Origin of the sequence: Candidatus Nanosynbacter sp. TM7-075, assembly GCF_022828255.1 — a bacterium.
GTDB lineage: Bacteria > Patescibacteriota > Saccharimonadia > Saccharimonadales > Saccharimonadaceae > Nanosynbacter.
The window spans coordinates 1-24,361 of sequence record NZ_JAJQJW010000002.1 but is presented as its reverse complement, the minus strand read 5'-3'; the positions used below and the strand labels follow the sequence as shown (position 1 = coordinate 24,361).

At 43.8% G+C, this 24,361-nt stretch carries 21 protein-coding genes and 2 tRNA genes; 5 read left to right on the top strand and 18 right to left on the bottom strand.

The genetic code is table 11. The annotated features are described in order from the left end of the window. Positions 1-37: 37 nt before the first annotated feature. From dprA to LRM42_RS01645, 4 genes are all read right to left on the bottom strand, one after another. Complete coding sequence (gene dprA, locus LRM42_RS01660) at positions 38-907, bottom strand: DNA-processing protein DprA (protein WP_243816501.1); 870 nt, start codon at positions 905-907, stop codon at positions 38-40. 376 nt (positions 908-1,283) lie between these two features. Beyond that, positions 1,284-1,697, bottom strand: coding sequence for a Fur family transcriptional regulator (locus LRM42_RS01655; protein WP_243816500.1), 414 nt, complete (start codon positions 1,695-1,697; stop codon positions 1,284-1,286). 47 nt (positions 1,698-1,744) lie between these two features. Beyond that, positions 1,745-2,479 carry a TIGR03943 family putative permease subunit gene (locus LRM42_RS01650; protein ID WP_243816499.1) on the bottom strand — a complete coding sequence of 245 codons (735 nt, stop codon included), beginning with the start codon at positions 2,477-2,479 and terminating at the stop codon, positions 1,745-1,747. Further along, positions 2,469-3,512, bottom strand: coding sequence for a permease (locus tag LRM42_RS01645; RefSeq protein ID WP_243816498.1), 1,044 nt, complete (start codon positions 3,510-3,512; stop codon positions 2,469-2,471). The genes LRM42_RS01650 and LRM42_RS01645 overlap by 11 nt, the downstream gene beginning before the upstream one ends. 41 nt (positions 3,513-3,553) lie before the next feature. Between LRM42_RS01645 and LRM42_RS01640 the strand changes: the two genes are divergently transcribed. Further along, the gene (locus tag LRM42_RS01640) at positions 3,554-4,675 is read left to right on the top strand and encodes a DUF475 domain-containing protein (protein WP_243816497.1); all 1,122 of its coding nucleotides are present in this window, start codon (positions 3,554-3,556) and stop codon (positions 4,673-4,675) included. 8 nt (positions 4,676-4,683) lie between these two features. Here the strand turns inward: LRM42_RS01640 and pth are convergent, their stop codons facing one another. Next, the gene (gene pth / locus LRM42_RS01635) at positions 4,684-5,244 is read right to left on the bottom strand and encodes an aminoacyl-tRNA hydrolase (RefSeq protein WP_243812473.1); all 561 of its coding nucleotides are present in this window, start codon (positions 5,242-5,244) and stop codon (positions 4,684-4,686) included. A 43-nt stretch (positions 5,245-5,287) separates the two neighbouring features. Here pth and LRM42_RS01630 point away from each other — a divergent pair, with 43 nt between their 5' ends. Then, entirely contained in the window at positions 5,288-6,256 is a 969-nt protein-coding gene (locus LRM42_RS01630; protein WP_243816496.1) for a GTP-binding protein, read from the top strand. Between the two features lie 196 nt (positions 6,257-6,452). Here LRM42_RS01630 and LRM42_RS01625 read toward each other — a convergent pair whose 3' ends face one another. The 6 genes from LRM42_RS01625 to LRM42_RS01600 all read right to left on the bottom strand — a co-directional run bounded on the left by LRM42_RS01625 (position 6,453) and on the right by LRM42_RS01600 (position 12,655). After that, positions 6,453-6,695: a hypothetical protein gene (locus LRM42_RS01625; RefSeq protein ID WP_243816495.1), complete on the bottom strand. Its 243-nt coding sequence runs from the start codon at positions 6,693-6,695 to the stop codon at positions 6,453-6,455. Between the two features lie 151 nt (positions 6,696-6,846). Beyond that, complete coding sequence (gene der, locus LRM42_RS01620) at positions 6,847-8,280, bottom strand: ribosome biogenesis GTPase Der (RefSeq protein ID WP_243816494.1); 1,434 nt, start codon at positions 8,278-8,280, stop codon at positions 6,847-6,849. A gap of 2 nt (positions 8,281-8,282) precedes the next feature. Continuing rightward, positions 8,283-8,807: a hypothetical protein gene (locus LRM42_RS01615; RefSeq protein ID WP_243816493.1), complete on the bottom strand. Its 525-nt coding sequence runs from the start codon at positions 8,805-8,807 to the stop codon at positions 8,283-8,285. 83 nt (positions 8,808-8,890) lie between these two features. Further along, entirely contained in the window at positions 8,891-9,598 is a 708-nt protein-coding gene (locus LRM42_RS01610; protein WP_243816492.1) for a pseudouridine synthase, read from the bottom strand. After that, positions 9,595-10,620, bottom strand: a complete 1,026-nt coding sequence (locus LRM42_RS01605) for a response regulator transcription factor (RefSeq protein WP_243816491.1) — start codon at positions 10,618-10,620, stop codon at positions 9,595-9,597. Before LRM42_RS01605 ends, LRM42_RS01610 begins: the two co-directional genes overlap by 4 nt. Positions 10,621-10,672: 52 nt before the next feature. Further along, the gene (locus tag LRM42_RS01600) at positions 10,673-12,655 is read right to left on the bottom strand and encodes an ATP-binding protein (RefSeq protein ID WP_243816490.1); all 1,983 of its coding nucleotides are present in this window, start codon (positions 12,653-12,655) and stop codon (positions 10,673-10,675) included. Between the two features lie 117 nt (positions 12,656-12,772). On the opposite strand from LRM42_RS01600, the gene LRM42_RS01595 reads away from it, so the two are divergent. Next, positions 12,773-12,847 (top strand) — tRNA-Glu (locus tag LRM42_RS01595). A 114-nt stretch (positions 12,848-12,961) separates the two neighbouring features. Here the strand turns inward: LRM42_RS01595 and LRM42_RS01590 are convergent. From LRM42_RS01590 to LRM42_RS01565, 6 genes are all read right to left on the bottom strand, one after another. Continuing rightward, positions 12,962-15,106: an AAA family ATPase gene (locus LRM42_RS01590; protein ID WP_243816489.1), complete on the bottom strand. Its 2,145-nt coding sequence runs from the start codon at positions 15,104-15,106 to the stop codon at positions 12,962-12,964. Positions 15,107-15,221: 115 nt separating this feature from the next. Continuing rightward, positions 15,222-15,605 (bottom strand): response regulator transcription factor, encoded by a 384-nt coding sequence (locus LRM42_RS01585; protein ID WP_243816488.1) that lies wholly within the window; start codon positions 15,603-15,605, stop codon positions 15,222-15,224. A gap of 8 nt (positions 15,606-15,613) precedes the next feature. Continuing rightward, positions 15,614-17,140 carry a sensor histidine kinase gene (locus LRM42_RS01580; RefSeq protein WP_243816487.1) on the bottom strand — a complete coding sequence of 509 codons (1,527 nt, stop codon included), beginning with the start codon at positions 17,138-17,140 and terminating at the stop codon, positions 15,614-15,616. Then, positions 17,131-18,237: a DUF3048 domain-containing protein gene (locus LRM42_RS01575; RefSeq protein ID WP_243816486.1), complete on the bottom strand. Its 1,107-nt coding sequence runs from the start codon at positions 18,235-18,237 to the stop codon at positions 17,131-17,133. The genes LRM42_RS01580 and LRM42_RS01575 overlap by 10 nt, the downstream gene beginning before the upstream one ends. Positions 18,238-18,275: 38 nt before the next feature. After that, complete coding sequence (gltX, locus tag LRM42_RS01570) at positions 18,276-19,721, bottom strand: glutamate--tRNA ligase (RefSeq protein ID WP_243816485.1); 1,446 nt, start codon at positions 19,719-19,721, stop codon at positions 18,276-18,278. Positions 19,722-19,750: 29 nt separating this feature from the next. Further along, positions 19,751-20,773 (bottom strand): DUF4367 domain-containing protein, encoded by a 1,023-nt coding sequence (locus LRM42_RS01565; RefSeq protein ID WP_243816484.1) that lies wholly within the window; start codon positions 20,771-20,773, stop codon positions 19,751-19,753. 89 nt (positions 20,774-20,862) lie between these two features. Here LRM42_RS01565 and LRM42_RS01560 point away from each other — a divergent pair, with 89 nt between their 5' ends. After that, positions 20,863-22,359, top strand: a complete 1,497-nt coding sequence (locus tag LRM42_RS01560; protein WP_243816483.1) for a PEGA domain-containing protein — start codon at positions 20,863-20,865, stop codon at positions 22,357-22,359. Positions 22,360-22,367: 8 nt separating this feature from the next. Here the strand turns inward: LRM42_RS01560 and LRM42_RS01555 are convergent, their stop codons facing one another. Beyond that, positions 22,368-23,786 carry a sortase gene (locus LRM42_RS01555; protein WP_243816482.1) on the bottom strand — a complete coding sequence of 473 codons (1,419 nt, stop codon included), beginning with the start codon at positions 23,784-23,786 and terminating at the stop codon, positions 22,368-22,370. Between the two features lie 91 nt (positions 23,787-23,877). Between LRM42_RS01555 and LRM42_RS01550 the strand changes: the two genes are divergently transcribed. After that, positions 23,878-23,964, top strand: a tRNA-Leu gene (locus LRM42_RS01550). Positions 23,965-24,361 lie beyond the last annotated feature (397 nt).

Sequence of the window (24,361 nt, the reverse complement as noted above, 5' to 3'; positions counted from 1 at the left end):
GTCCGCATAATAACATCAATTTGTCAAAATAGCAATATTATCGTAATGTCCAGTTGTTTGCTCCGAGTGGCTTAATCACACCGTTGATTTCCAGCATGGTTAACGCCGTGGCGAAATCTGACGCGGATAATCCTGATTTTTGTTGGATTTCGTCGCCGTCACGAAGTCCTTCTGAGATGAGTTTTATGATAATAGCTTCTTCAATTGTTGCGCTGGTCGCTAATTCCTGTCCGTTGTCTTTTTGCAATTTTTCTGGCGCGATGATTGATAAAACATCGTCGGCGTCCGTCACCAAATACGCCCCTTGCTTTAATAAAGTATTACAACCTGCCGACAACGGGCTGGTTATGTTTCCGGGAACTACAAACAAATCTCTTCCCTGATTTAGTGCGTGCGAGGCTGTGTTTAATGTGCCGCTTCGCTCGGCGGCTTCAGTGATAATAATTCCGTCAGCTAGCCCACTAACTAAACGATTGCGCTCCAGAAAACTCCAACGATTAACTATTTTATTATCGCCCTTCATCCATTCTGAAACGACCGCGCCACCCTGCTCTATGATGCTCATGGCTAATTGATAATTGGCCCGCGGTGAAATATCAGGAAGCTCGTTTGGAACGACCGCCACGACCGTTCCGCCAGCTTCAATCGCAGCTTTTTGGGCAATGCAGTCCACGCCTAACGCCAGCCCACTCACGATTACACATCCGGCTTTTGCTAGATCTGTTGCTAATCGCTCGGTCACTTCTTTTCCGTAGGCAGACGGCTTACGGGACCCGACGATTGATACAACTGGCGCCTCTGTTTCTGGCAACTTTCCCATATAACATAAGCTTTTTGGTGGATTAGCAATATGCGCTAATCTCTGGGAGAAAATATGCTTATCTGGTGTAATTCTATTGATTTCCATAAAAAATGTGGTAAAAAGTATTGACACTTTGTCAAATGTTTGCTATAATCAAGGACGATTGGTTAAGTAATCATTAACCAAACGCACCTTATACCCCCTATTCTAACTATATGTTAGGTTGCGCGCAATGGCATTAAGTATTCTTACCCTCCACTTTTTGCGGTTCAACGTTACGCGCATACTAACCCCTTTAACTGCCCTTTTTCAAAGGCGACCTCTGTTAATGTGAGTACGAAATTGTATTGATAGTCATCAGGCGCGGACTTTTGGAGTTTTAGTCGCGACGCTTCACTGATACGGTAGCTCGGGTGGGTTGAAGGGTAAAAAAGCGTCAGGTGATGCCCACCCTTACCTGGCGCTTTTTTGTTGGGAAAAATTATTTATTTTCTATAATATATCGGCACTTTTCGCAAATACCTTCCAGCTCAAAGTGGTGTTTTGTGACTATGAAATTATGTTTTTTACCGATGAGATCTATGAGTTTTTCGAGTTCTTGTGATTGTATAGGCTCGGCATTTTGGCAATTTATGCAGTAGAGGTGGTGATGATGTGGTATAAACGGTTCCGCTAACTCGTAATAATTCTTCCAGCCAATAGTTATGGTGTTTATAATGTTCAGATTATCGAACATTAGCAGCGTACGGTAAATGCTGGCACGGTTAATGTTTTTGCAGTTTTTCGCAATATCGCCAACTGTAAGAGGTACGTCTGAATTTCGCAGAATATCAAATACTTGCTGGCGAGGCTTTGTCAGGCGAAGATTGTGGTGTTCAAATATTTCATTTAGCATAGTGCTATCAATAGTTTATAACTTATTGCAACAAGTGTGCAATAGACTTACAGTCCGAGTAATTCATAAGGATATTTGGGTTGGCTGATTTTTGTGATATGCGCGTCGGTTATGACGTATTCGGCTTGGCTATTAACGATTTTTTGCGACAATTTACCCTTGACGATTAGCCATGTTCCATCTGGGTAGTCTGTCGAAAAGTTTTTCTCGACCAAGATTTTCATAGGCACGCTGTCAACAGTGCAGCAACTTATAACGTATCTGGCAATATTGAAGTAATTATAGCCGTAGTTTTTTAACAGATCATTTGAAACGAAGCCGGTTACGGTGATATCTTTGCCGTTAAAATAAGCAGCCTCTTTGCAAGAATTTATGGCGGTTTTCCAGCGATTTATTGAGATTGTAGAAGAGTTCTCTTTCGGCTGAGGTGTTTCACAGCGGCTTTCGGGATCAATAATTACAGGGCTTTCTTTTTGCGCGAGGCTGCTTGGAGAAAGTGGTTTTGGTGGCAATATATATCCGACTGATAATATAATTATTGCAAAATAAGATATCGGAGTAATTTTTTTCAAGCTAATTCTAGATTTGTCTTTTGCGGGTTTATTTTTCAATTGCAACATTATATCAATAAGCAAAAGTATAACGCCGATTACGCTAATTATAACCGCGAATGTGTGATAGCGTGGATGAATGTAAAAGCCGAGTTGGTCACGCCAAGCTAATAGCAAAATATATGCACAAATGATAATTCCGCCAATTGATTTTGCAAAGTTAGCGTACATATAAGTTAACTCCCAGCCCGACAATTAGAGATAAGACGAATACAATTAAGGTAATTGTTGCAATAAATTTCCAGCGAAAAGTTGTTTTTAATAGCGTAATCATTTTAATGTCTATCATCGGTCCGAATATCAAGAAAGATAAAATTGAGCCTGTTGTGAAATTTCGCACGTAAGCCAATGCGAAGAATGCGTCGATGCTGGAGCATATCGAAATGACGAAACTTAGCGTGATCATGGATATGACTGATAAGAAAATGTCGCCACCGACAGCGTTTATGATGAATCGTGGAACGAAGATTTGTGTGGCGGCTGCGATGCTAGCGCCTAAGACCAACATAGTAAATAATTGCCAGAATTCATTACGTGATGAGCTGAATAGGTTTGACAATTTTGAACCGTGATTATGAGAGTGGCAAAGTTTTTCAAACTCTGGATTGACAATGGAATCTTCCTTAAAAAAGCCGACGATAAAAGCGGTTATTTGTACGATAATTAGCGCAAAAATAATTCGCCACCAAACCATTCGGGTGTCAAAACTGAAGGCGGTCATGGTTGAAATTATGGTTATCGGATTTAGGATTGGCGCGGCGAAAAGAAAACTAATAACGTCAGCAGGTCTCAGTCCATTTGCTATTAAGCTGCGTGCAATTGGTACGTTACCGCATTCGCATACAGGTAAAATTAGCCCGATCATAGAGAGCGCAATTCGTCGGAGAAAGGTGTTTTTTGGCAATATTTTGAAAACGTCTTTTGATGATAAAAAGTACCTGATAAACGCGGATATGATAATTCCTAAAATTAAGAATGGAGCCGCCTCGACAATTACGCTTAGCGTCAGCGTGATGAAATCTTGTAATGACGGAAGTAATTTATTGCACCATTCTGCAAATTCTCCGTTTAATAACATAACGCCGAATCGTGAGCTGAATTGATAAATAGAAATTATAAGGACGCCAAAAACCACCCAACCGATCAATTCGCTGTTGGCTGATAAAAACTTTTTTATGCGACCATCTGGCGATTTTTGTGCCATATATAAAATTATACTCCATGCTTATGCTATACTAAATCAATATGAAACATCTTTTACATTCACATCATCCGTTTCGGATTTTCTGGTTTTCAGTCCTATTAACCTTAGGTTTGGGTAGTTTGATTTTTAGCCATATGGGCGTTAGCGGTCTTTGGCTATTTACTATTTTGGTGGTTTTGGAAGTTACGTTTAGCTTCGATAACGCGGTGATAAATAGCAAGGTTTTGGCGGGAATGAGTCAAGTTTGGCAGAAGGTCTTCCTGACGGCTGGCATATTTGTGGCGGTGTTTGTCGTTCGATTTATATTGCCAATTGCTATCGTGATGATTGCGAGCGGCCACGGGTTTATGGATGTTGTCAATCTGGCGCTTCATAAACCTGTTGAGTACGGCAAAATCCTGCACGAGGCGTCGCCGATGATTGACGCGTTTGGTGGTGCGTTTTTGATTATGATTGGGCTTAGCTATTTCATCGATTACAACAAGCGTGTTCACTGGATGCGGCATGTTGAGCCGATCTTGGCGAAGGCTGGGCGATTTGAGAATTTTAAGGTGTGCATAATGCTTAGCGTGGCGGCTGTTTTGTATTTTACGGTCGAGGCGCCGCATAAATCTTTGGTGTTGATTTCAGCGGTTCTTGGAATTGTATTGCATATCGGACTGGAGCTATTTGGGTCATTTTTCCATGAAGATGACGCGAAATCCGTTAAGGTTAAAACCGGTTGGGCGGCGTTCGCTAGCTTGTTATATTTGGAAATTTTGGACGCCAGCTTTAGTTTTGACGGTGTGATTGGTGCGTTCGCCATTACCAACAGCGTGCTACTAATCGTGGCTGGACTGGGCGCTGGAGCGATTTGGGTTCGATCACTAACCGTATATTTATTACGAACAGGCGCGCTTAGTAAATATAAATATTTGGAAAATGGCGCTCACTGGGCAATTATGGCGCTCGGCGTAATGATGATTGCCAAATTATTCCACTTGGAATTGCCGGAATGGGCGACGGGCGGCTTGGGCTTATTGTTCGTGAGTCTGGCGGTCGGCAGCAGTATATTGGAAGCCCGATCGATCAATTTGCAAGAAGCTGCGGCTACAAAATTGCATCAAGCCGAAGAGCAATTGAAGAACGGCGCTTCAAAAATTGTGCCGCGAAAACGACGCTAGAATCTGGTTTAATATTTTATACTGAACGGCTCAATAGTTTCGTTAATAAACTTCTCGACCAAGTTAATTGATTCGGGCAATATCCAGCTTTGGAGAATCTTTTGCTCATCTGAGTTGAACTTGCCTAGTACAAAATCTACGTCACCGACTTGACGTCTGAGCAGATTATCTGTGCCAATACGAATATGCCAAAAGTCTGATCCGACGTGAGCGTGAAGGGATTTTAATCCGTTGCTGCCCGCGTCTCGTCCGCCTTTGCGAGTTCGAATTTTACCAAAATCCAGTGCCGTGTCGTCGTGAATAATTAGTAAATCGTCCAATGTCAATTTGTAAAAATCTAAGATTGCTCGGGCGGAAATTCCGACCTCGTTGTAAAAAGTAGTTGGCTTAACCAGCAGGATTTTTTCTCCAGAAATATTCAGTTCGGCAATATCAGCGGAAAATTTTGGCTTATTGTAAAAAACTGCATTATTCTCTGAGGCAAATTTATCAATAGCCAAAAACCCAGCATTATGCCGCGTGTTTGTGTATTTTTCGCCTGGATTTCCCAATGCTAAGATGACTTTCATAGACTTAGTATATCACCTTGTGAAAATGACGTATAATAAGCATATGGCAAAACGCGACGATGATTTGGAATTTAGCATTAATGCGCCGTTTGATGATGGGCGAGCGATTATCGATAAAGTTCCGCTATATTTGGTGAATGGGTCGCTGGGCGCTGGGAAAACTAGTGTTCTTGAGTTCTTATTGCAACAAAGTGACTATAATGGCTCTCGGGTGATTGAGAATGAATATGCTAATGAAAATGTTGACGGTTATCGATTGGAAAAGCTGGCAGATATTGTGACGACTTTGGCTGGCGATTGTGTTTGTTGTTCGTCGAAGCATGCATTGACGCGGATGCTACTCGACTTTTGCCGCAATTCCCCCGCCCCAGTGTTTATCGAAGCTACTGGCGTGGCGCGAACGATGAATTTGGTTGAGAAATTGATTAATGCACAAATATTCAATAAGTACGAGTTGGCGCAGAGTTTTTATGTTATTGACGCACATGAGATTTTGCGCGGAATTGAGCCGGCGCATGAAATTGAGTTGCAAGCGGCGGATATGATTTTAGTGACCAAAGAAGATTTGCTAGGTGACGACGAGCGATTGCAATATGAGTCCAAGCTGAGTTCTCTGCCTTACGGAAAAATACTGAGTGCGCCACGAGGCAGATTTGATATCAATAAAATGACGACGCCGTCGGGGCTACTAACGTTTTTTGATACGTACGATGGTGAGCTAGTCGTGCCGGATAATCCGACGTATGCTGTGCTGGATGTTTCTGGTATGAAAATTGCTGCGGCGACTCTGGAAAAAATTTGGCCGGAACTTTTTGATGCTTATAAACTCAGGCGAATGAAGGGCTGTTTTATTGATGATAATGGCGCGCGGCATCATTTGGAGGCAACGGAAAATCAGATTCAAATAGCTAACTCTGCGGCGGAAGAGTCAGCAAAAATTGTGCTAATTGGTGAACGTGCAGACGAAATTACGCGTGAAGTTCTGTCGGCGCAATTGATGATGTTTGAATAAAGTTCGCTTTCGTCGTTTCCGACTCATCGGCATAGGTATGTATCTATGGAGCGGATACAGCTAAGATTCACTATAAAAGAAAATAGCCCGCTCGAAAACGTGCTCAAGCCGAAAACTGGATTCAATCCAGGAAATGCAAAACATGCGTTTTTGACCGAATTGAGTCTATTTTCGAGCGAGCTATTTTCGAGCGGGCTTACTGATCGTCAGCAGGGTTTTTGTCCCTCTTGCCTCCGTACCAGATGCGCCGGTACGCGGCGGTACCAGTCGCTGCAGCCCCGAGAGCTGCTCCGATTGGAGCAGTTATGACAACGGGAACTCCCGTTGCCTTACCTACGACCGCTCCTGCGAGGCCTCCTGCGAGACCTCCCGCGAGGCCAGCTCCAGCGACCATCCCAAGCGCGATGATCATCATTGCTTTGAGCATCTGCTCTCCCATGATAACTCCTCTTCTGGAGTCGGGCGGAGAAATAAACTCTCCGCAGAACTGTGCGTCGATTTGACGCAAGCTAACACACATTGTGAAAGCTAGTGTATATACTATCACTAATAGTTCAAAATGTCAAGAGAATTTGTCAAAAAATGTGGTTTTATAGCTGTTTTTCGGCGTTTTTGGCCTGCTTGTAGGCTTTGGTGACTGGTGCCAGACCGCGAGCAACGCGTTCACGATTGGCTTTTAATTGCTTTTCGTCACGGAAAGACATTTTAATCGGCGTTCCTGCAAAATTGAAAGCCTCGCGTAAAGTTCGCTCCAGATAACGTTTATAGCTCCAGTGGACAAATTTCAGATTGCTACCGTAAATAACAAACCACGGCGGAGCAACGTCAGTCTGGACAATGTAGCGCAGTTTCGGGTGCGAGTTTTTCAGACCAGCTGGTGGATGCGCGGCGATGGCTTTCTGTAAAATGTCGTTTAAGGCGCGAGTTTTACATTCTTGGCGACGGCGTTTATAAATATCAAGCGCTAGGTCGAATAACTTGGCGACATTCTGCCCAGTGACGGAAGAGGTGAATATTAACGGCGCGTACGGCGTGAACTTGAAATTATAGCTGATTTGTGGCGCAATTTCATCGTGTGTGTAAGCGTCTTTCCCCTCGACGGAGTCCCATTTGCTGACGACCAGAACAAGCCCCTTGCCCGCCTCGTCAATAATTCCAGCTAGGCGCTGATCCAATTGAACGTTAAGCTCATTGACGTCCATAAGAAGCAGACAAACGTCGGCTTCGTTGATGGCTTGCATTGTGCGAAGAACTGAGAACTTTTCAATTCCTGTTTCCTGCTTCCCTTGGCGGCGAACTCCAGCGGTGTCGAGTAGCTCAATCGTCTGACCGTGATAACGAACTTGAACGCGGTTTACGTCGCGAGTTGTGCCGGCGACGTTGGCGACGATGGCTTGCTGCTTGCCCGCCAAAGTATTGAACAAATTACTTTTGCCGACGTTTGGTCGACCAATTAGCGCGACGCGAATGATGTCGTCAGGCGCGGTTTCGGTGGCTGGCGGAATAAGTTCGGCAATGCTGTCAAGAAGCTCCGAAATACCAATGCTGTGTTCGGCGGAAGTTTTTATGATGTTTTTAATGCCGAGTCGTTTGAATTCGTCGATAGGAAGAGAGCCTTTTAAGTCTGCTTTATTGGCGATTAAAATGACTGGCTTGCCGCTTTTTAGGGCTTTTTTGGCTAATTGGCGATCAGCGTCGGAAGGATATGCAGTGGAGTCGACAGTTACGAGGATTACATCAGCGGCGGCAGATGCGTCAGCAATTTGGTCCTGAATGGTCGCCTCAAATTCGTCCTCGGCAGTTTTAAGTCCGGCTGTGTCGATGAGCCAAAATTGTGAATAGTCATCTGATGGCGTAGAGTCGACGTTGCGTCTTTTATATGAGACTTTACCAACAACGTTGTCGCGAGTTGTTCCAGCTTCCCTGGCGACTATGGCCGTGCGAGAGCGCGTCAAGCGATTAAATAGTGAGCTTTTGCCGACATTGGCTTGCCCGATGATAGCGACTGTTGGTAATTTAGACATGATTATATATTATAGCAGTTTTCGGGCATTTTGGCTATTACACTGTTTATGTAAGCCTCGCATGGGTGGACTATTTTCAGGAAATCCTCAAAACATCTCAGGCTGTTTTTTGCTACGAACTTCTTAGGTTCGGCTACGGCGAGTGTACATTCTCTGCTGTCGCTATTATATTCTCTGGCGTAATTATGGATGTAGGCTCTTGGAGATTCTTCATTGATTGGGTCTGAGTAAAGTGTTATGTAGCAATTTTCTTCGGGGTTATTTATGCAATAGTAAACGTTATTGTTGTCGTCTTTGAACGCTACAGATATAGGATATTCAAATTTCGTAGTGTGTTTCTCAATCTCTTTAATAAGTTCGATGTAAGCGTAGATTTGGTTTTCTAGGAGTTTTGGTAAAATGTTGGACTTATCCTTCTCATAGAACAGTTTTTCTATGGTATCCGATCTTTCTTCCTTAAGGTTGTGTATGACTGCTCTTAGTTTTTCTGAGGGCAAAGGCTCAGATTCGCGCCCTAGCGTTTCCATTTTACAATTACACTTTCTGTCAAATTTAGCATAAAAGCTATATTACAATATTTAACGTAAAATGTAAAGAGCCGCGGAGTAAATTATGAATTCGTGAATTTCTCTTCTCGCCATTCGCCTCTTTTGAGGTCGCCGAGCGAATAATTGCCAAAGTTTGTTCTGTGGAGTTTTTTAACAGTGTAGCCTAACGCATCGAAAGTTCGCCGAATTTGACGATTCCTCCCTTCGCTCATTTCCACTATCCAGCGACAATCATCACCTTCGTGCTGTCTTTCTAGTGTCAATTGACTGCGTCCGTCAGGAAGCTGCACGCCAAAATCGTTAATCATTTGGCGGTGTAGAGGTTGCAATGGCTGGTCGATTGTAACGAGATATCGCTTAATCTTATAAAACGAGGGGTGTGTCATGCTGTGCGCAAAATCGCCGTCGTTCGTCATGAGAATCAGCCCGGAGCTGTCTTTATCCAGGCGACCAACAGGTTTTAAGTGGTGAAGGTTTTTTGGTAGCAATTTGTAGATTGTCGGAACGCCGCCCTGAGAAGCGCGCGAACAAAGATATCCAGTCGGCTTATGTAGGATGATGAGCTGTTTGGATTGTAATTCTAGCAATTTGCCGTTATAGGAAATTTTATTTGCGTCAGAGATTTGCTGACCCAATCTGGCGGGCTGACCGTCAATAGTAATCTTTCCCTTATCTATCAATTCGTCGGCCTTCCGCCTGGAAACGCCCAAGCACAGCGCCACGAATTTGTTGAGGCGCCAAGATTCTTGCTTTGTGTCTGGGCTTATCATTGTTGCGGATTTATCGGTGGAAATTGTGTCGGCTGAGGAGTTTCTGATAGTTGATGTGGAATGTTTTGCTCCTGAGGCTGCGCTTGGACGGGAGGTATTGCGCTAGCTTGCTCAATAGGATTTGGCGTTGGCTGTTGTGGCTGCGGCGTTGGAATCGATTGTGGTGCTGGAGCTTGCGCTGGTTGAGGCTCTGGAGTTGGTTGAGAAATTCTCTGCGTGTTGTCTAATTCTTCTGCCATAAGTTTAGAGATGTCTACCGAATTCTGAGAATCGTCAGCTGGTAAAGGTTGAATAATGCGGTCACCAAGTCCTGATGGTCGTGGTGCGGGCGATGAAAATGGCGCCATAGGCTGCGGCAGGGTTGTCGGCTGCTGCTGCGGTGTTGGAATTGGTTGTGGTGCTGGAGTCTGTGCTGGCTGAGGTAGCGGTTGTGGCGCCGGCGCGAATGCCTGTTGCGGGTGTTGCTGCATAAGCGGATTTACTAAAGAAGCTGTTGGCGTTGCAGCGGGGGCGGCTGGTTGCGGTGACAATGAAGAAATATCAGGTCTAGTAACTGGCTGCGGCGCTGCTGGAGTTGGTTGAGGTGCTGTAGTGACTGGCTCATATGTATGAGCTGGTTGTGAAACTGGCACTGGATTTGTGCCGACTCCCGGAAGGTCTCCCAAGGTTTCGTGAACTGCTCTCACAACGTCCTCTATTCCCACCTGAGACTTCACCAAGTATTTATCAGCACCAAGCTGCTCGCCGCGCTTTCTCTGGTCCTCTGAGGACAGCGCGGTCATAATAATAACTTTAACGTCTTTTGTTTCTGTCGTTGAGCGTAAAATGTCCAGCATATCAAAGCCAGAGATTTTCGGCATCATCACGTCGCTTAAGATTAATCGCGGACGTTCTTTAATTGCCATAGCCAGAGCTTCTTCGCCGTCGCCCGCCGAAACGATATCGTAGCCCTCCGCCAAAAGTCGTACGCCGTAAATTTCGCGTAAACTTTTGTCGTCCTCAACCAATAAAATTTTTGTCATATGTTTATACTATACTGAAGTTTTGACAAAAAATCCATAGCCCTTATGGTTATTATTCACGGTCAGGTATGGACAATTGCTGGCGTTTTCTTCGCAATTCTTCCTCAATTTCAGCTAGCGTCGGCTCGGAAGAATTTCTGACTGGTTGTGGAATTTCTGGCTGGGTCGTCGGGACTGTAGACACGGCTGGAGCTGGGTTCTCTGGAGTTGCGATTGCGGCCGGATTTGAATCGACAATTTCGCTATTATTTTCAGTTGTGATATCTTCCGCCTTCTCTTCTGCGGCAATTTCAGTTTCTTCTGGAACGGTAGAATCTGGCGTTGAATCTTTAGGACTTTCAGCTTCTGCAGATTCTAATCGCTGCTTGGCTTCCGAGCTATTCATACGAGGAATCTCCAAATAGAACGTACTCCCCTCTTTATATTTGCTTTCAACTCGCAAGTTTCCAGACATCGCCTCGGCTAAGCGGCGGCTCAAATATAGCCCCAAGCCAGTTCCGCCAATTTCTCGCGTGTCAGAATTATCCACCCGATAAAATTTCTGGAATAAATGCGGAATATCTTCGGCTGGAATGCCAATGCCGCTATCCTTCACGCTTACAGAAATCTGCTTATCGTCGCCGGTAACATTGACGACAACTTCGCCCGACGGCGTGTATTTGATGGCATTCTCAATTAAATTACTAACAACTTCCCTAAAATGGTCGGGGTCAATATTGGCATAAAAAATCGGCTGCAATGATTTCTCTTTACCTTCATCAATTATGTCTGGCATAAAGATATAATTGAGCTGCTTTTCGCTAGCTTTTGTCGCTAAACCATCAAAAATATCCTTCAAAAATTCGTTTACGTTGATGATCTTCGGGTTATTTTTCATTCGCCCGTCTTCAACTTTGCTAATGTCGAGGAGATCTTGGAACAATCGTCCCAGATGTTGCGCTGATTCGTGGGCTTTGGTAATAAAATCGCGGGCTTTCTCATCGATGTGAGCGGTGGCTGGATTTAACGCCAGACCCAAATAGCCCTCAATTGATGCAACTGGCGTGCGCATCTCGTGGCTGGCGGTGGAAATAAACTCGGCTTGCTCGCGCTCCTCGGCTTTTTCTTTGGTGATGTCGCGGAAAACTACGATGATTCCTTCGCCGTCCGTGCCGACTGGAGAGCTGACGATTGACACTAAAATGCGTTTTTCAGAGCTGGTCAATAGGAATAATTTATCGTTGTGTGTTGGCTGGTTTTTTGATAAAGATTGGACTATTGGATTCTCGAGGTCCTCTACGTCTTTTCCGTCTGAGGTAACGAGTTTTAAGACGCTTTTCCAGTTGAGTCCGAGTGCGTCGCCTTGGTCCCAGCCGATGATTTGCTGGGCGGATGGGTTTATCAGTTCGATGTTGCCGTCTTTGGAAATAGCCAGAACGCCGTCGTCGATGGCATTGATCACTACGTCAGACTTGCTCTCAACTGCGGAAAGTTTATTCTCCAAGCTGGATGTGTTGTTGTCAGTTTTTTGGCGGCGAATCCATAGAACGAGGCTAAAAACCAAAGGCAAAAATCCAAAGAATAGGTAGCCGATGATGAATTGCACGTTTATTCCATGTTGAATGCTGGTGGCTATAATTTGCAAAATAACCAAAAGCCCCATTATTCCTAAGATTATTGCGCCGAAAAATCCTGCGAAAATTGCCACGATAATCCACATAACTAGGAATGGTGAAACGACTCCGCCGCTGGTGATTATGGTGGTTGCGGCGACGGCTACGGTTAATAAATATACAAAAATTCCGATTCCAGTTTCGTGTTTTCTGGGCAACCAAAAACATAAAATCAGCACAATTAAGCTGCCGATTCCTGCTACGCCAGCCGCCAAGTCTGAGACAGATAATCCGATTGGCAATTGATAACCGGTCGGTATAAATCGCGCCCATGCATATAAAAGAATGATCGTGAAACAACTCAGTAATGCCACTTCACACAATCGTCTTAACCAAAATCTGGAAATTGCGTGAGGCTTAAAGTAAATCCCGCCCTTTTTCATAGTTTTATTATGGCGAATTTTCAGGAAAATCTCAAGTGATAAATATGATGTAGAGGTTGTATGGATGCGGAAAAGTAGACAAGCATTCCCTTTTCATGGTATAATCCATGGAGTTACGGCCCTATCGTCTAGCGGTTAGGACACCAGGTTCTCATCCTGGCAACCCGGGTTCGATTCCCGGTGGGGTCACCAAGAATAGTTAATTTATTAAAAAACATCTACATGAAGGTGTTTTTTTAATTTGTGAAGTAATATGCTTCAATTCTCAATATTCTTCAACTTTTTGTATAAATACAGACTTTGCAGTCAGCGGATATTATTAGAGCTATCATCTTGCTCCCAATATTTAGTAAAGTGATCCTCTGCGTTATTAGACCGGAACAGTTCTTTTAGTATTTCTATTATTTCTTCTTTCGTCTTGCCGATCTGCTCGCTATCTAGGTCATCAATAGAATGAACGTTGACATCAAATAGTTTTTTTGCACTTTTATTACTGCCTTTGTAAAATTCTTCTATCCCGTTAAATTTTTCGAATGTTTCACATATACGCCTACAGCAGCTAATCATTAAGGCTGGCTTGTTCTCGACGTATAAGAATTTTAATTCTATCCATAGTAGCTCGTAGCTGGTATGGAGATCGCAGTCTCCTTTTCTAATTGGCTGTATGGATGTTTTGTTTCCGTCTGATAATAGATGAATATTGTCGTATTTTTTGTAAAATTTTTCTTGGCTTTTCCTGACATTTAAGTAGAAATGACAGTTGTGAGTAAGGACTATGAAATAGCCTTTCTTATTTATCATAGCTAAATAAATGCGTTGAAGTTCAGATATCATTAGATACTGTGTAACATCATCATTGCTTGTCATTGGGTCGTCGAAAATAATTATCCTTGGATTGCTGCTGTCTCCTTCTTCGTCAAGCTTAAAGATAAAATAGAGGAAGGCTACAATATTCATCTCTCCTCTACTAAGATTTTCGACATTTCTTAATTTACCGTTATATCCTAGAATTTGATACTGACCTTTTTGTTTATTGTCTGGATTCTGCACCAGCTCGAGAGAAAAAGAATTAATGCCGAATTGTTTTAGCAGCTGATTTATTTTTGTTGCTGCCAACTGCTCATTCTTTGTTTTTGAAATTAAGTCTTTTATATCTTCTTTCTTCCCTCGGATATCTTCTTTTATTTTTTCAATTTCTTCTTTTTTGCTATCCATTAAGGATTTTAATATAGATAGCTGCTCGTTATTTTTTGTGTAATCGAATTCCTTGAGGAGTTGTGCGACGTAGCTCAAGCGAATAGCCTTTTCTGCTTTTGTTTTCCTTTCCGAGATTTCGTTTGTGAAATTATTCGCGTCATCGACTAGCTGTTTTATTCTATTATTAATATCTTCAAAGCTCTTGGGAATATCTTCCTTTATTGGATCAAGCTTAACAAAGGGGGATTTTTGTTTTTCTAATAAAGCGCCTTTTATTATTGACAGAAAAATCTTTATCTCATTTACTCTAGATGTAATAAGGTTATTAACTTCCGACACCTCTTTTAATAAATGCTCGTAGAACATCTCCGGCTCAATGCGCTTAATTTCATCTATTTGCTTCTCGATTTTTGAAATGTAGTCAAGTTCGTGATTTATGCGTTCTTCGGTTTTTGCAAGCTCTTCATTGAAGAACCGGCTTAGTTCGCTCCAACGGTTTTCTTCAAAAATAGATCCGCAAAAAGAACACTTGTCTCCCGGCTCATGAAGTTTCATGCCCTGCCTTGCAAAATTTTGCTTATCAGGATTGTCTGATAGCTCTGGCAGATTGGTCGGTTGGGGTGTTTCTGTTCGAATAATTTCATTTGCAGAGGTAAGAATCTTTTTTAGCTCATAGTCTTCAATTGGTGACAGATTGACTATTTCTTTTTTATCCTCTTTGATAATACTATTATTATTTTTTAGCTCATCTTCCTTTAACTCTACTGGATTTAATTTTATATCATTTTTAAAATTATTCTTGTTATAATTCCGTCCAAGATTACACTTGTTGGTTATCTGTGCTGCACTATTGGTAAAGAACTTCTCTATTTTATTACTGCATTCGCTATAGGAGCTTTCCGACTTTTTAAATTCTGCACATAGGTTATTATTATAATTAATGTCGTCATCTATTATTGTTTCGTTTAATTCATCAATTTTTCTGTTTAGATCATTGATTTTACCTTGAATTTCAGAGTTTTCCTCTCCAAGGGCTATTGCGTTCAGCTGTTTATTCTCGGCAACATTTTCAAAATCTTTAAATACTCTCACGTCATAAGAATCTTTACACTGTTCTAGTATGGCGTTGGTTATAGTGGTTTTACCGGTGCCATTTCTGCCAAAAATAAAAGCGGGCTTACCTTCTGTGAAAGATATTTTCTCATCCTTAAATCTGTCTGGATATTGCGAAAGATTTATGTCGATTGTAGTCATATTACTCATTCTAGCATTCTTTCAGCTATCTTTGCGCTTTAGTTTTGTCTAATTTAAGGAAAGCGTTTGCCGACTTTGCGTTTTTTATTTATCCTATGGCTTTTTATGAATTGTGCTAAGAGTTGTCGCTACTCATCTGCTTGACGACATCTATCAAATTCCGCGGCGTAATGTCAGCCTTAATTAGATATCCGTCAACACGACTCATGACGGATTTTCGTGAAGCCTCATCCTGCTCAAAATTGGTCATAATCAGAATCTTACTATTCGGAACCAAATCGACATTATTATTTCTCAGTGCGTCTAAAATCTGGTCACCGCGTTGCTCTGGTAGCATCAAATCTAAGATTATCAAGTCAAAGTTCTGGTTGCGTGCCGCCACTAGCCCGTCATTCCCGTCAACCACCCACGTCACGTCATATCCCGCTTTTTGCAGACTTCTGACGTACATTTCGCCAATAAATCGGTCATCTTCCACGCATAAAATTGTCTTTATCATAATTCCTCCTAGCCCTTATACATAGCGTGATTTTTTATCCAGCCGCCACCCTTTCGTATCAATTGATTATTCAACTGCCCGTCTTCTAACAATTTATCTTTAACTGTAGCATAAATTGGCAAAGTGAACGAGAAAACCGAGCCTTCGTTTTCGCGGGATCGAGCGATTATCGAGCCGCCGTGAGATTCGACAAAGGCTTTGCAAATATAAAGCCCAATTCCCGTCCCAGCCACGGCTTCGCGTGATCTGTGCGATCGATAGAACTTATGGAACAAATTGTCCACGACATTCGCCGGCATACCAATCCCATTATCGGCGACGGACACTTCCACGAAGTCGCCTTTTTTCTCCGCGGAAACGGTTACGGACCCGCCCTCAAAACTGTATTTAATGGCATTGTCAATTAGATTGCCAATCACTTCCCCGATGCTTCCGTGGTCAGCGGCTACGGTTGGGAGGTCGTCTGGAATATTGACGCTGAGCATTCTGTGTTGAGTCGAGGCACGAAGTTGCATATCATCAGCAATCGAGGCGTAAATATTAGCGACAGTGTCTTCCAGCAGATAAACCTTCAAGTGGTGCCTATCGTATCTGGCAACATTAAGAATGTTGTCAATGTAGCTAGACAAGCGGTTGGACGAAACCACCAACCTATCAAGAAGTTGCCTTTCATCGCCCTGTAAGCGTCCAGCAAACTCTTCGTTGATAATGTCCAGATAGCCACGAATAACTGTAATCGGTCCGCGGAGCTCGTGAGCGGCAAATGAGATAAAATTGAGGTCCTCTTCTTCTGGCAAATATCCTTTAGACTTGTCGATGAGAAAAATGACAGTTTCGGCGGTGGCGCCTTTCTCAAATGAAGCCACGATATCAAAGATCCGCGTTTTTTGGATTATATCAGGGTTGGTGCTAATGCGTTGCCAGCGACGCTCGGCTTTAATTTTCTCATTGGAGATTTCGTGAAGCCAATCGGAAATGCTCGGCTCGTTTATAAAATCAAGCGCCAGAAAATCCTCGCCTTTTGCGTTCCTGGAAATCGGGGCGGCGGAATTGGCGAAGATAATTTTCTGATTGGAATTAAGAATCACGACGCCAGTACTGGCTTGATTCAGGGCTTGAGTGAGCGGGATTTTTGGCTTGTCGTTGTCGCTAGCTGGTTTTTGCTCTGGCTGATAATCGCCATAAATTGCCTGAAGCGCAGTCTTAAATCCGGTTTTTTCGTAGCGTTTGTCGTTAGGATTTGGCGGAGTGTCGGTCGTCGGTTCGCCAATTTTATGAGAGAGTGCTGCCAGAATTTTATTGAGCGGCGCGGCGATGATTTTAACGATAGAAATTGAAAATAGGATTTGTAAGATGGCGGTAATTAAAATAATGATCCAGAAATTTAGCTGGAATATGGAAATTGCCGTGAAGTGTAGTGCGATTCCCAGTCCTAATATGATGCAGGCGCTCGCTGACAGTAAGACTAATATGACTTTTCGACAATAATATTGTTTGTACTCGCGCAGGGTTTTAGATGCCGGATCTATTGCCATGAAACACTTCCCCTTCCTGGCGTGAAGGCTGCAATCCATGTTTGTCCGCGATTTAAGGCGACGTCTTTTCCAGATTCGTCTGTCAATTTAAGCGGCGAATTTATGTCCGCTTTTGACCAAGTGGCAGTGGCGACTGCGCCGTTTTGGAAAATGTAAGCTTTGCCGGATCCTGTCGTTTTGACGTCTTCGTAGCCATCGTAATTTTGAGCCCGAGCTTCAACGTCCACTTCCATAGCTACAACAGTGTTTGGAGCAATTTGCCCGCCCTCTCTATCATTATGTGGCGCGCCAGCCATGCTCCTGAGGTAAGAATTTGATGCCTTGTCGTAAGCGTATGAGGTGTTGTAGAGTGAGCCGCTGAGATTTATGTTTACAGATGTAGCATTTGGTGATTCTACGGGCTTGCCGTCTACTCGCGCGAAGCTGGTGAATTCGGAATTGTTATAGCCTTTTGCGCTGTTCAATTGGTCAAGTTTTTCTCCTGAAGTATAGACGTTGTGCGGCGCGTAGCGGTCGCGAGATCGCCAATATGATCCATCATTAAAGAACTGGTCGATGTCGCGATAATTGCCGTTTCTGACTTGAGATAAAGCGTTGGGGCTTCCGCCAACGTGTGCGATTGATGCTTGATATGGCGCCGCCCAGCTCAAATAGTATAATCTCAAGCTTCGTACTGGGCCGATCAACGCAGGCTTTTCTCCCTGATACAGAGCCAAAAACCTAGTAATTCCGCCCTCCGCCACGGCTTCATAAACCACGCCAGCTTTCTTCAGCCCTGACTGTGGTCTGGCGGCTGGACTATTCTCGATCATCACGCCAGTTACAGGTAGCTTCGCGGCGGCTTCGTTCGCGATTTCCACGCCAGTTAGCGGCGAATAAAACTTCTTCGGCGCAGGTTTTTTAGTTGGCAATTTCAGTTCCACGCTAGCAGTCTGCTCGTATTTTATGGAGTGAATTGCAATTATGAAAACTCCAGCAATAACCATCGCGCTCGCCACGAGTACGATTGCCAGAATATGCTTTTTTACCCATTCTTTGAACGACTCCCAGCGAGCGTTCTTTTTTTGTCCTGATTTATCTATTTTTTCAACATTCATGCTTATGCTTAGTATAGCATTTTCGGCGCACGAATAAACTATTTTTGTAGATAATTATCGATTCTTTGCAGAGTTTTTTCCTTGCCAATTAGCGCCAGTGTGTCGTTAAGTTGCGGACTAAACGGCGCCCACGTTGTCACAATTCTCACCAGACTAAACAAAATCCCCGGCTTCTGTCCCGTCGTTTCCAGTAATTCATTAAGGCAATTCTGAATTGTTTCTGGCGTCCAGTCTGTAATTTTCTCGAATTCTTGACGAGCAATTGACAATAACTCTCGTCGTTCGTCGTCGGTTAATTTGCGAAGTTGCTTATTTCCGTCAATTAATTCCGTGTCAATTTCAGGCTCGACGAAGAAATAACTTGTTAATTTTGGCAAATCCTGTAATGTCTTCAAGCGATCTTGCGCTAATTCTAGAACGCGTTTTTTATACGATTCATCGGCGTTTTTGGCTTCTTCGCCCCAGAATGATTGGCAGCGAGAATAAAGATCGTCCAAACTAAGCGAGCGGATCCATTGACCATTCAGCCAAATGAGTCGCTGTTCGTCAAAGCGTGCGCCAGATTTTTGAACGCGATCAAGCGAGAACTTTTCAATCAGTTCGGCTTTGCTGAAAATTTCCTGTTCCGTGCCATCATTCCAGCCAAGTTGCGCTAAGAAATTAAGCATCGCTTCTGGCAAAATTCCCTCTGATCGATACTCAGTTACGCTTTTAGCACCGTCACGCTTGCCAAGTTTTTTATTTCCCGATGGCGCCATAATGTGTGGCACGTGCGCCAGAATTGGTGGTGTAATTTTAAGCGCCTCGTAAAGCGACAGATATTTAGGTGTACTTGCAATATATTCCGAGCCGCGAATCACGTGTGTGACTTGCATCTCGAAATCGTCAATGATGTGTGCAAAATTGTAGGTTGGCAGACCGTCTGCTTTGATCAGAATGAAATCGTCCAAAGCTTCTGGGCCAGCCGACAACTCACCCATAACGGCGTCTTTCCAAGAATATCGCTTAATTTCCGGAACTTTGAAGCGCAGCGGCATCCCGAGCTGCCACTCTGGCGGATTTTCTGGACGATGGTCGCGATATAAAAATGCGCGCTTTTCAGCCCTGGCTTTGTCGCGGAAAACTTGCACTTCTTCAGGCGTGTACGGATCGGCGTAAGCTAGTCCTTCGCTGATCATTTTCTTTGCCCACTTTATGTAAATGTCGCGGCGATCTGTTTGGTGATATGGACCAAAATTGCCAGACTCTTCTTTTGGATTGTTAAGAGTTGGTCCTTCATCCCAATTTAGCCCTAGCCAATTTAAGGTTTCCAAAATCATTTCTTCCGCGCCTTCGACGAACCGAGCTTGGTCCGTGTCTTCAATGCGTAAGATGAAATTTCCCTGACGCGCTCTGGCAACAAGGTATGTGTATAGCGCGGTGCGAACGTTGCCTAAGTGAATATAGCCAGTCGGACTTGGCGCAAAACGAGTTCTAATAGTCATGAGTAAATTATAGCACGTTATCTGATGAGTTACAGACTAGTGGCGATTTTTTCAATTTGACTGCTTGAGAGGTTCGCGTCGCCGCTGATTTGATATAGGATTCCGCCGTTCACCCAAGCCGCTTCTTTCCCGCCGCTGTAAATTGTCAATCCGTCGATCATCGTGGTGTTTGGATTCTTGTGCTTTTCAGAGAAGAATTCTTTCACTGCTGATGAATTCCAACCGCTTTTTTGCTGAGTTATGGTGTACCCTGAACTTCCGTCGGCGTAGGCATATTTCATAGAGACCTCGCCCGATTTGAATTTGATAGGTCCGTTCAGCGCATAGCCGTCTGGCTTGTAGCCTGGATATTTGGCGTCAATTCCTGATTGAACGGCTGCCATTTTTATAGAGATATTTGGCATACTCAGATATGTTAAATAGCCACCGAGCAGCATCACTGCAAATCCCACAGAAAACGTATTCAACCAACGTAATGCGCCGCCCTTTTTCTGGCGTCGACGTGCTTTTTTATTGCTGATAATCTCATTCGACAAAGCTTTCTCAATCGCTTCGTTTTTCAATTGATGAGCGGTTTTTACGACTGGCTTTTCTATTTTTTGCGGAGCGACGGCGACAAGCGGATTGTTATTCATAGCCAGAGGCTGGCGTTCTTTTCGCAATTTAGTGTTGACGCTAAGAGGTCTTTGTTGAGCGCGACGAGTAACGGGGTGAGTCTCGGCTGGGCGGTTAATAGCAATTTTCTGAGGAGCTGGCTTGCTGACAATTGACGTAGAAAACTTCTTCACGGCGACATGTTGCTTCACGTCGACGCGAGCTTTCTGGGGTTTGGCAGCCAATGGCGTACGCTGTGGCATTTTAACGTGCCGACGATTCAATGTGCTGGATTTCTGAACGTGTGCGGCGTGAATATTTGATACAGATGTACCGCGCCTACCGATTGATTGTTCTTTTTCTATTTCAGATTTTTCAATATTAATATCATCCATTACCATTCCGGTAATAGTATTGTAAGCTCGTCCATTGATAACCACGTAGTTTTTACTTGCCATTAATCCCCCTAATGTTTATTACTATATATTATATTACAAATCGCCTAAGGTTTTTTCAAGTGTAAAAATATGTTATAATTTCCGTAATTATGTACCAGAAAAAGAATCGCACTAAAGAGCTCGCGCGGCGGACCTTTGTGTACACGCTGATGACATTATCACTTATAATTCTTCTTACGTTTTTGACGTTTAGAATGCTCGGCTATACGTTTGATCCAAATACGAAAGAATTGCAACAGACTGGACTTGTTCAATACGAATCACATCCTGGCGGGGCGCTGGTTTATGTTGACGATATGGAGCTGCGCCGCACTCCAACGAAAAGCACCGTTCTTCCTGGCAAGCACACTTTTTCGATGAAATTGGATAAATACGAACCGTGGCAAAAAACGCTAAATATTAAATCTGATACAGTGACAAATTTGAATTACGCCAGGCTGATTCCGACAAAACGCGAAACCACCGAGGTGAAAACGTTTGACTCATTGCAATCTGTTTCTTTGTCGCCAGCTGGTAATTTCTTGATGGGATTTGGCGTTAAGGATAAAACTCCGATTTTGACAATTGGCGACATTCGCGACACGAACAAAGATAAGGAAAAGTTCACGGAGCATGCGTTAAGTACGAGCGTTTTGACTGGCTATTCCCTGTCCTCTGATAATCATACGTTTACCGTGTCGGAGTGGGACCGCGATTCTCGTTACGCGCTAGTGAAGCATTCGTATCCAACGGAAAATAATGCTACGGGCGTGCAGTGGTTGGTTTTTGATAGAGAAAATCCAGAGAAAATTATTGACGTAACGGCGATGACCGGTTTTGGAATTAAGCAAATCGGCTTTGCGGGGACTGGCGCGCACACGGCTTACGCCTTGCAGGAAACTGGCGAATTGAGACGAGTTGATCTTGATAGCTCGACAATTTCCAGCCCAATCTTGACTGGCGTCGAATCTTTCAAGCTTTACGGCGACGATCGTTTGTCCTACCTGGCTGTTGTTGACGGTAAAAAAGTGGCAGGAATTTGGAAACGAGATTGGAAAGAGCTGTTTGTGATCGGCACTTTTGCTGCTGATTCTACCCCGGTAATTCGAATTTCTCGCTATTTCAATAAAGACACTGTAGTTTTGACTGATGGCAAAAATATGACAATTTACAGAGGCGACATTTCAGATTCTAAGGACCGCCAAAAAGAGTTCTTGAAAACGGCGAAGATCATTAAGACTGATAATGCGATTGCTAACGTAATGATGGATAATGCTGGGCGATTTATCGTGACACAAAACAGCGCGGTACTGCAGACTTACGATTTGGAGCGTAAAGAACTGTCGAGCGCGTTTAATATCGGCGTGGCGCAGGAAGTGAAGTGGCTTGACAATTTTTATATTCGTAGCGTTTCTGCGTCGGGAAAAATGGAGATTCGCGAGTTTGACGGCACGAACGCTCATACATTGATAAGCGTTAAGCCTGGTTTGGATTCTGTTTTGTCCTCGAATCAGCGATACGTTTACGGATTGACGACCAACGCTTCTGGAAAATTTGTCCTGAGTAAAATGAATATGGACAATGGATCTGTTGGGCTGTTCAATTAATAGATAATTTATCGACCGCCGAATAATTTCTCAAGCAAAGTCGGCTCGGGTTTTCCTGGGATATTTGATTTGTTGCTTTGCTGTTGATTTGAGCTGGATTCTGAAGAAGTCGTGGTAGCTTTGCTTGGGTCTGGGCTGATTTGTTCTGCAAAGATAAGAAGTCGCTTTTCTGCGGTTCCTAAAGGCACGCAGCTTACAAGTGTCAGCATTGGCTTATCTGTGTTAATCTGAACTTTTGAAACTTCGGTCGGCATAACAACTTCTGTTGAAGTTATCTTATAAGTGTAGCGTTTCCCGTTGTAATTCATGTAAATAATGTCGCCCTTGACCAACTTTTCATTTTGAGCAAAGACGAATTTATAATCGCCACCAGCAAAAGCATCGTTACTGGAGTGAGCGGCAAATACGGCATTTCCGACTTCGCCTGGCACGGCGCTGGCGCCAGGAATTGAAAAGTGAGCTACTCCCTTCTCCATGGCTTTTGATTGCGATTTTGTGTCGCTGGCGGCGCCGTAAATAACTGGCGCGTCAACGTTAATCTTTGGGATGATAATTCTAGGTTCAGGTCCGACAGTTACGTCAGTGGAGGCGTCAACGATGATGTTTTGCGGGTTAATTGCGCCAGGTGTTGTGTAAGCTGCGACCGCGCCGAAAATAACGCGGTTATATTGCAAAAACATGAAGACTAATAGCACCGATAATCCGGCAATCGCCGGAACGAAATGTCGGGATTTTTTCACCTTATTTGCGGAGTCGCGAACCTTTTGCTGAATTTGACTGCGGAGTTCTTTTATAGCTGCTTTTTGTGGGTCCAGAGGCTCGTCTTCGCTGATTACTGGCGTGATATTCTGACTTTCCTTCGTCAATCGAGAAATCTCACGGTTTTTTGCCGCAATGTCGCCAGCGTAGTAACGCTCGTAATACATCTGATAATATTTCTGCCAAGCGCTGTGGTATTGCTTCCATTGGTCGGCTGAAACTTGAGTGTGGATGGTTGAATTTTGAGTTTGAGCGGTTTGGTTTACGGGAGCGGAATTGTTAATTTGTGGCTTTGGCTGAATCTGGGTTTGGGTAATCGGTGCCGTCCGCATAGCGTGATTAGCAGAGTCTTTTTTTAGTTCTGGCTGTGGCATTGTTGAAATTTGCTGAGGTTTGGCTATTTGTATCTTAGGCTGTTCTGACCTGACTTCGGGCTTGGGCTGTAATTGATCGGAAAATGATTGCGGCTGAGCTTTTTCTGGCGCAGAATTTTGCTCTTCTGTTCTGGAATAAATAGCGTCAAGCTGCCCACGAATAACATCAGCAGCGGCATTTCGTGAGGCTGCTGAGTCGCGAGTTGGCGGCGTGAGAGATCGGCGCTGATCTGATACCGGCATGCCCACTCGACCGTTTGATTGATCATCCGTCGGATACATAACTTCTTTCATTATACGTCAAATTGATATCAAATAAAAGTCGTGCTTGTGAGAATTTGCTAGTTGTGTTACAATCATACGGTAGCTTGGAGCGTTCTCTTGTGCCGCGGTGGCGGAATTGGTAGACGCGCTAGACTCAAAATCTGGTGAGCAATAGCTCGTGCCGGTTCAAGTCCGGCCCGCGGTACCAGAGGCAGCTTCAGGTGATAATCGTCCATTTTGGGCGATTTTTTTATGCAAAGAAAACAGCCCGCAGAAAGGCATTATGCCGAGGCTTTACAGCCTTCTAGGCAAGCTGTTTCCTTCCCGCGGGCTTTACAGCCCTCCCTCTTTCCACCTAGTTTTGTCCCCCAAAAAGGAACAGCACAGCCAGGAACACGAAGAGGGCGCCCATGATAACAGTGAACATAAAATCACCTCCTTAGAGAGATGCTCTTCACTCGCGACCAAGGGCTACTTTCGCCCTTTGACAAGTCGCGAAAGCTTGTTAGTATAATACAACTAATTGTGCGTAATGTCAAGTGATAATCGCCCATTTTGGGCGATTTTTTTATGCAAAGAAAACAGCCCGCAGAAAGGCATTATGC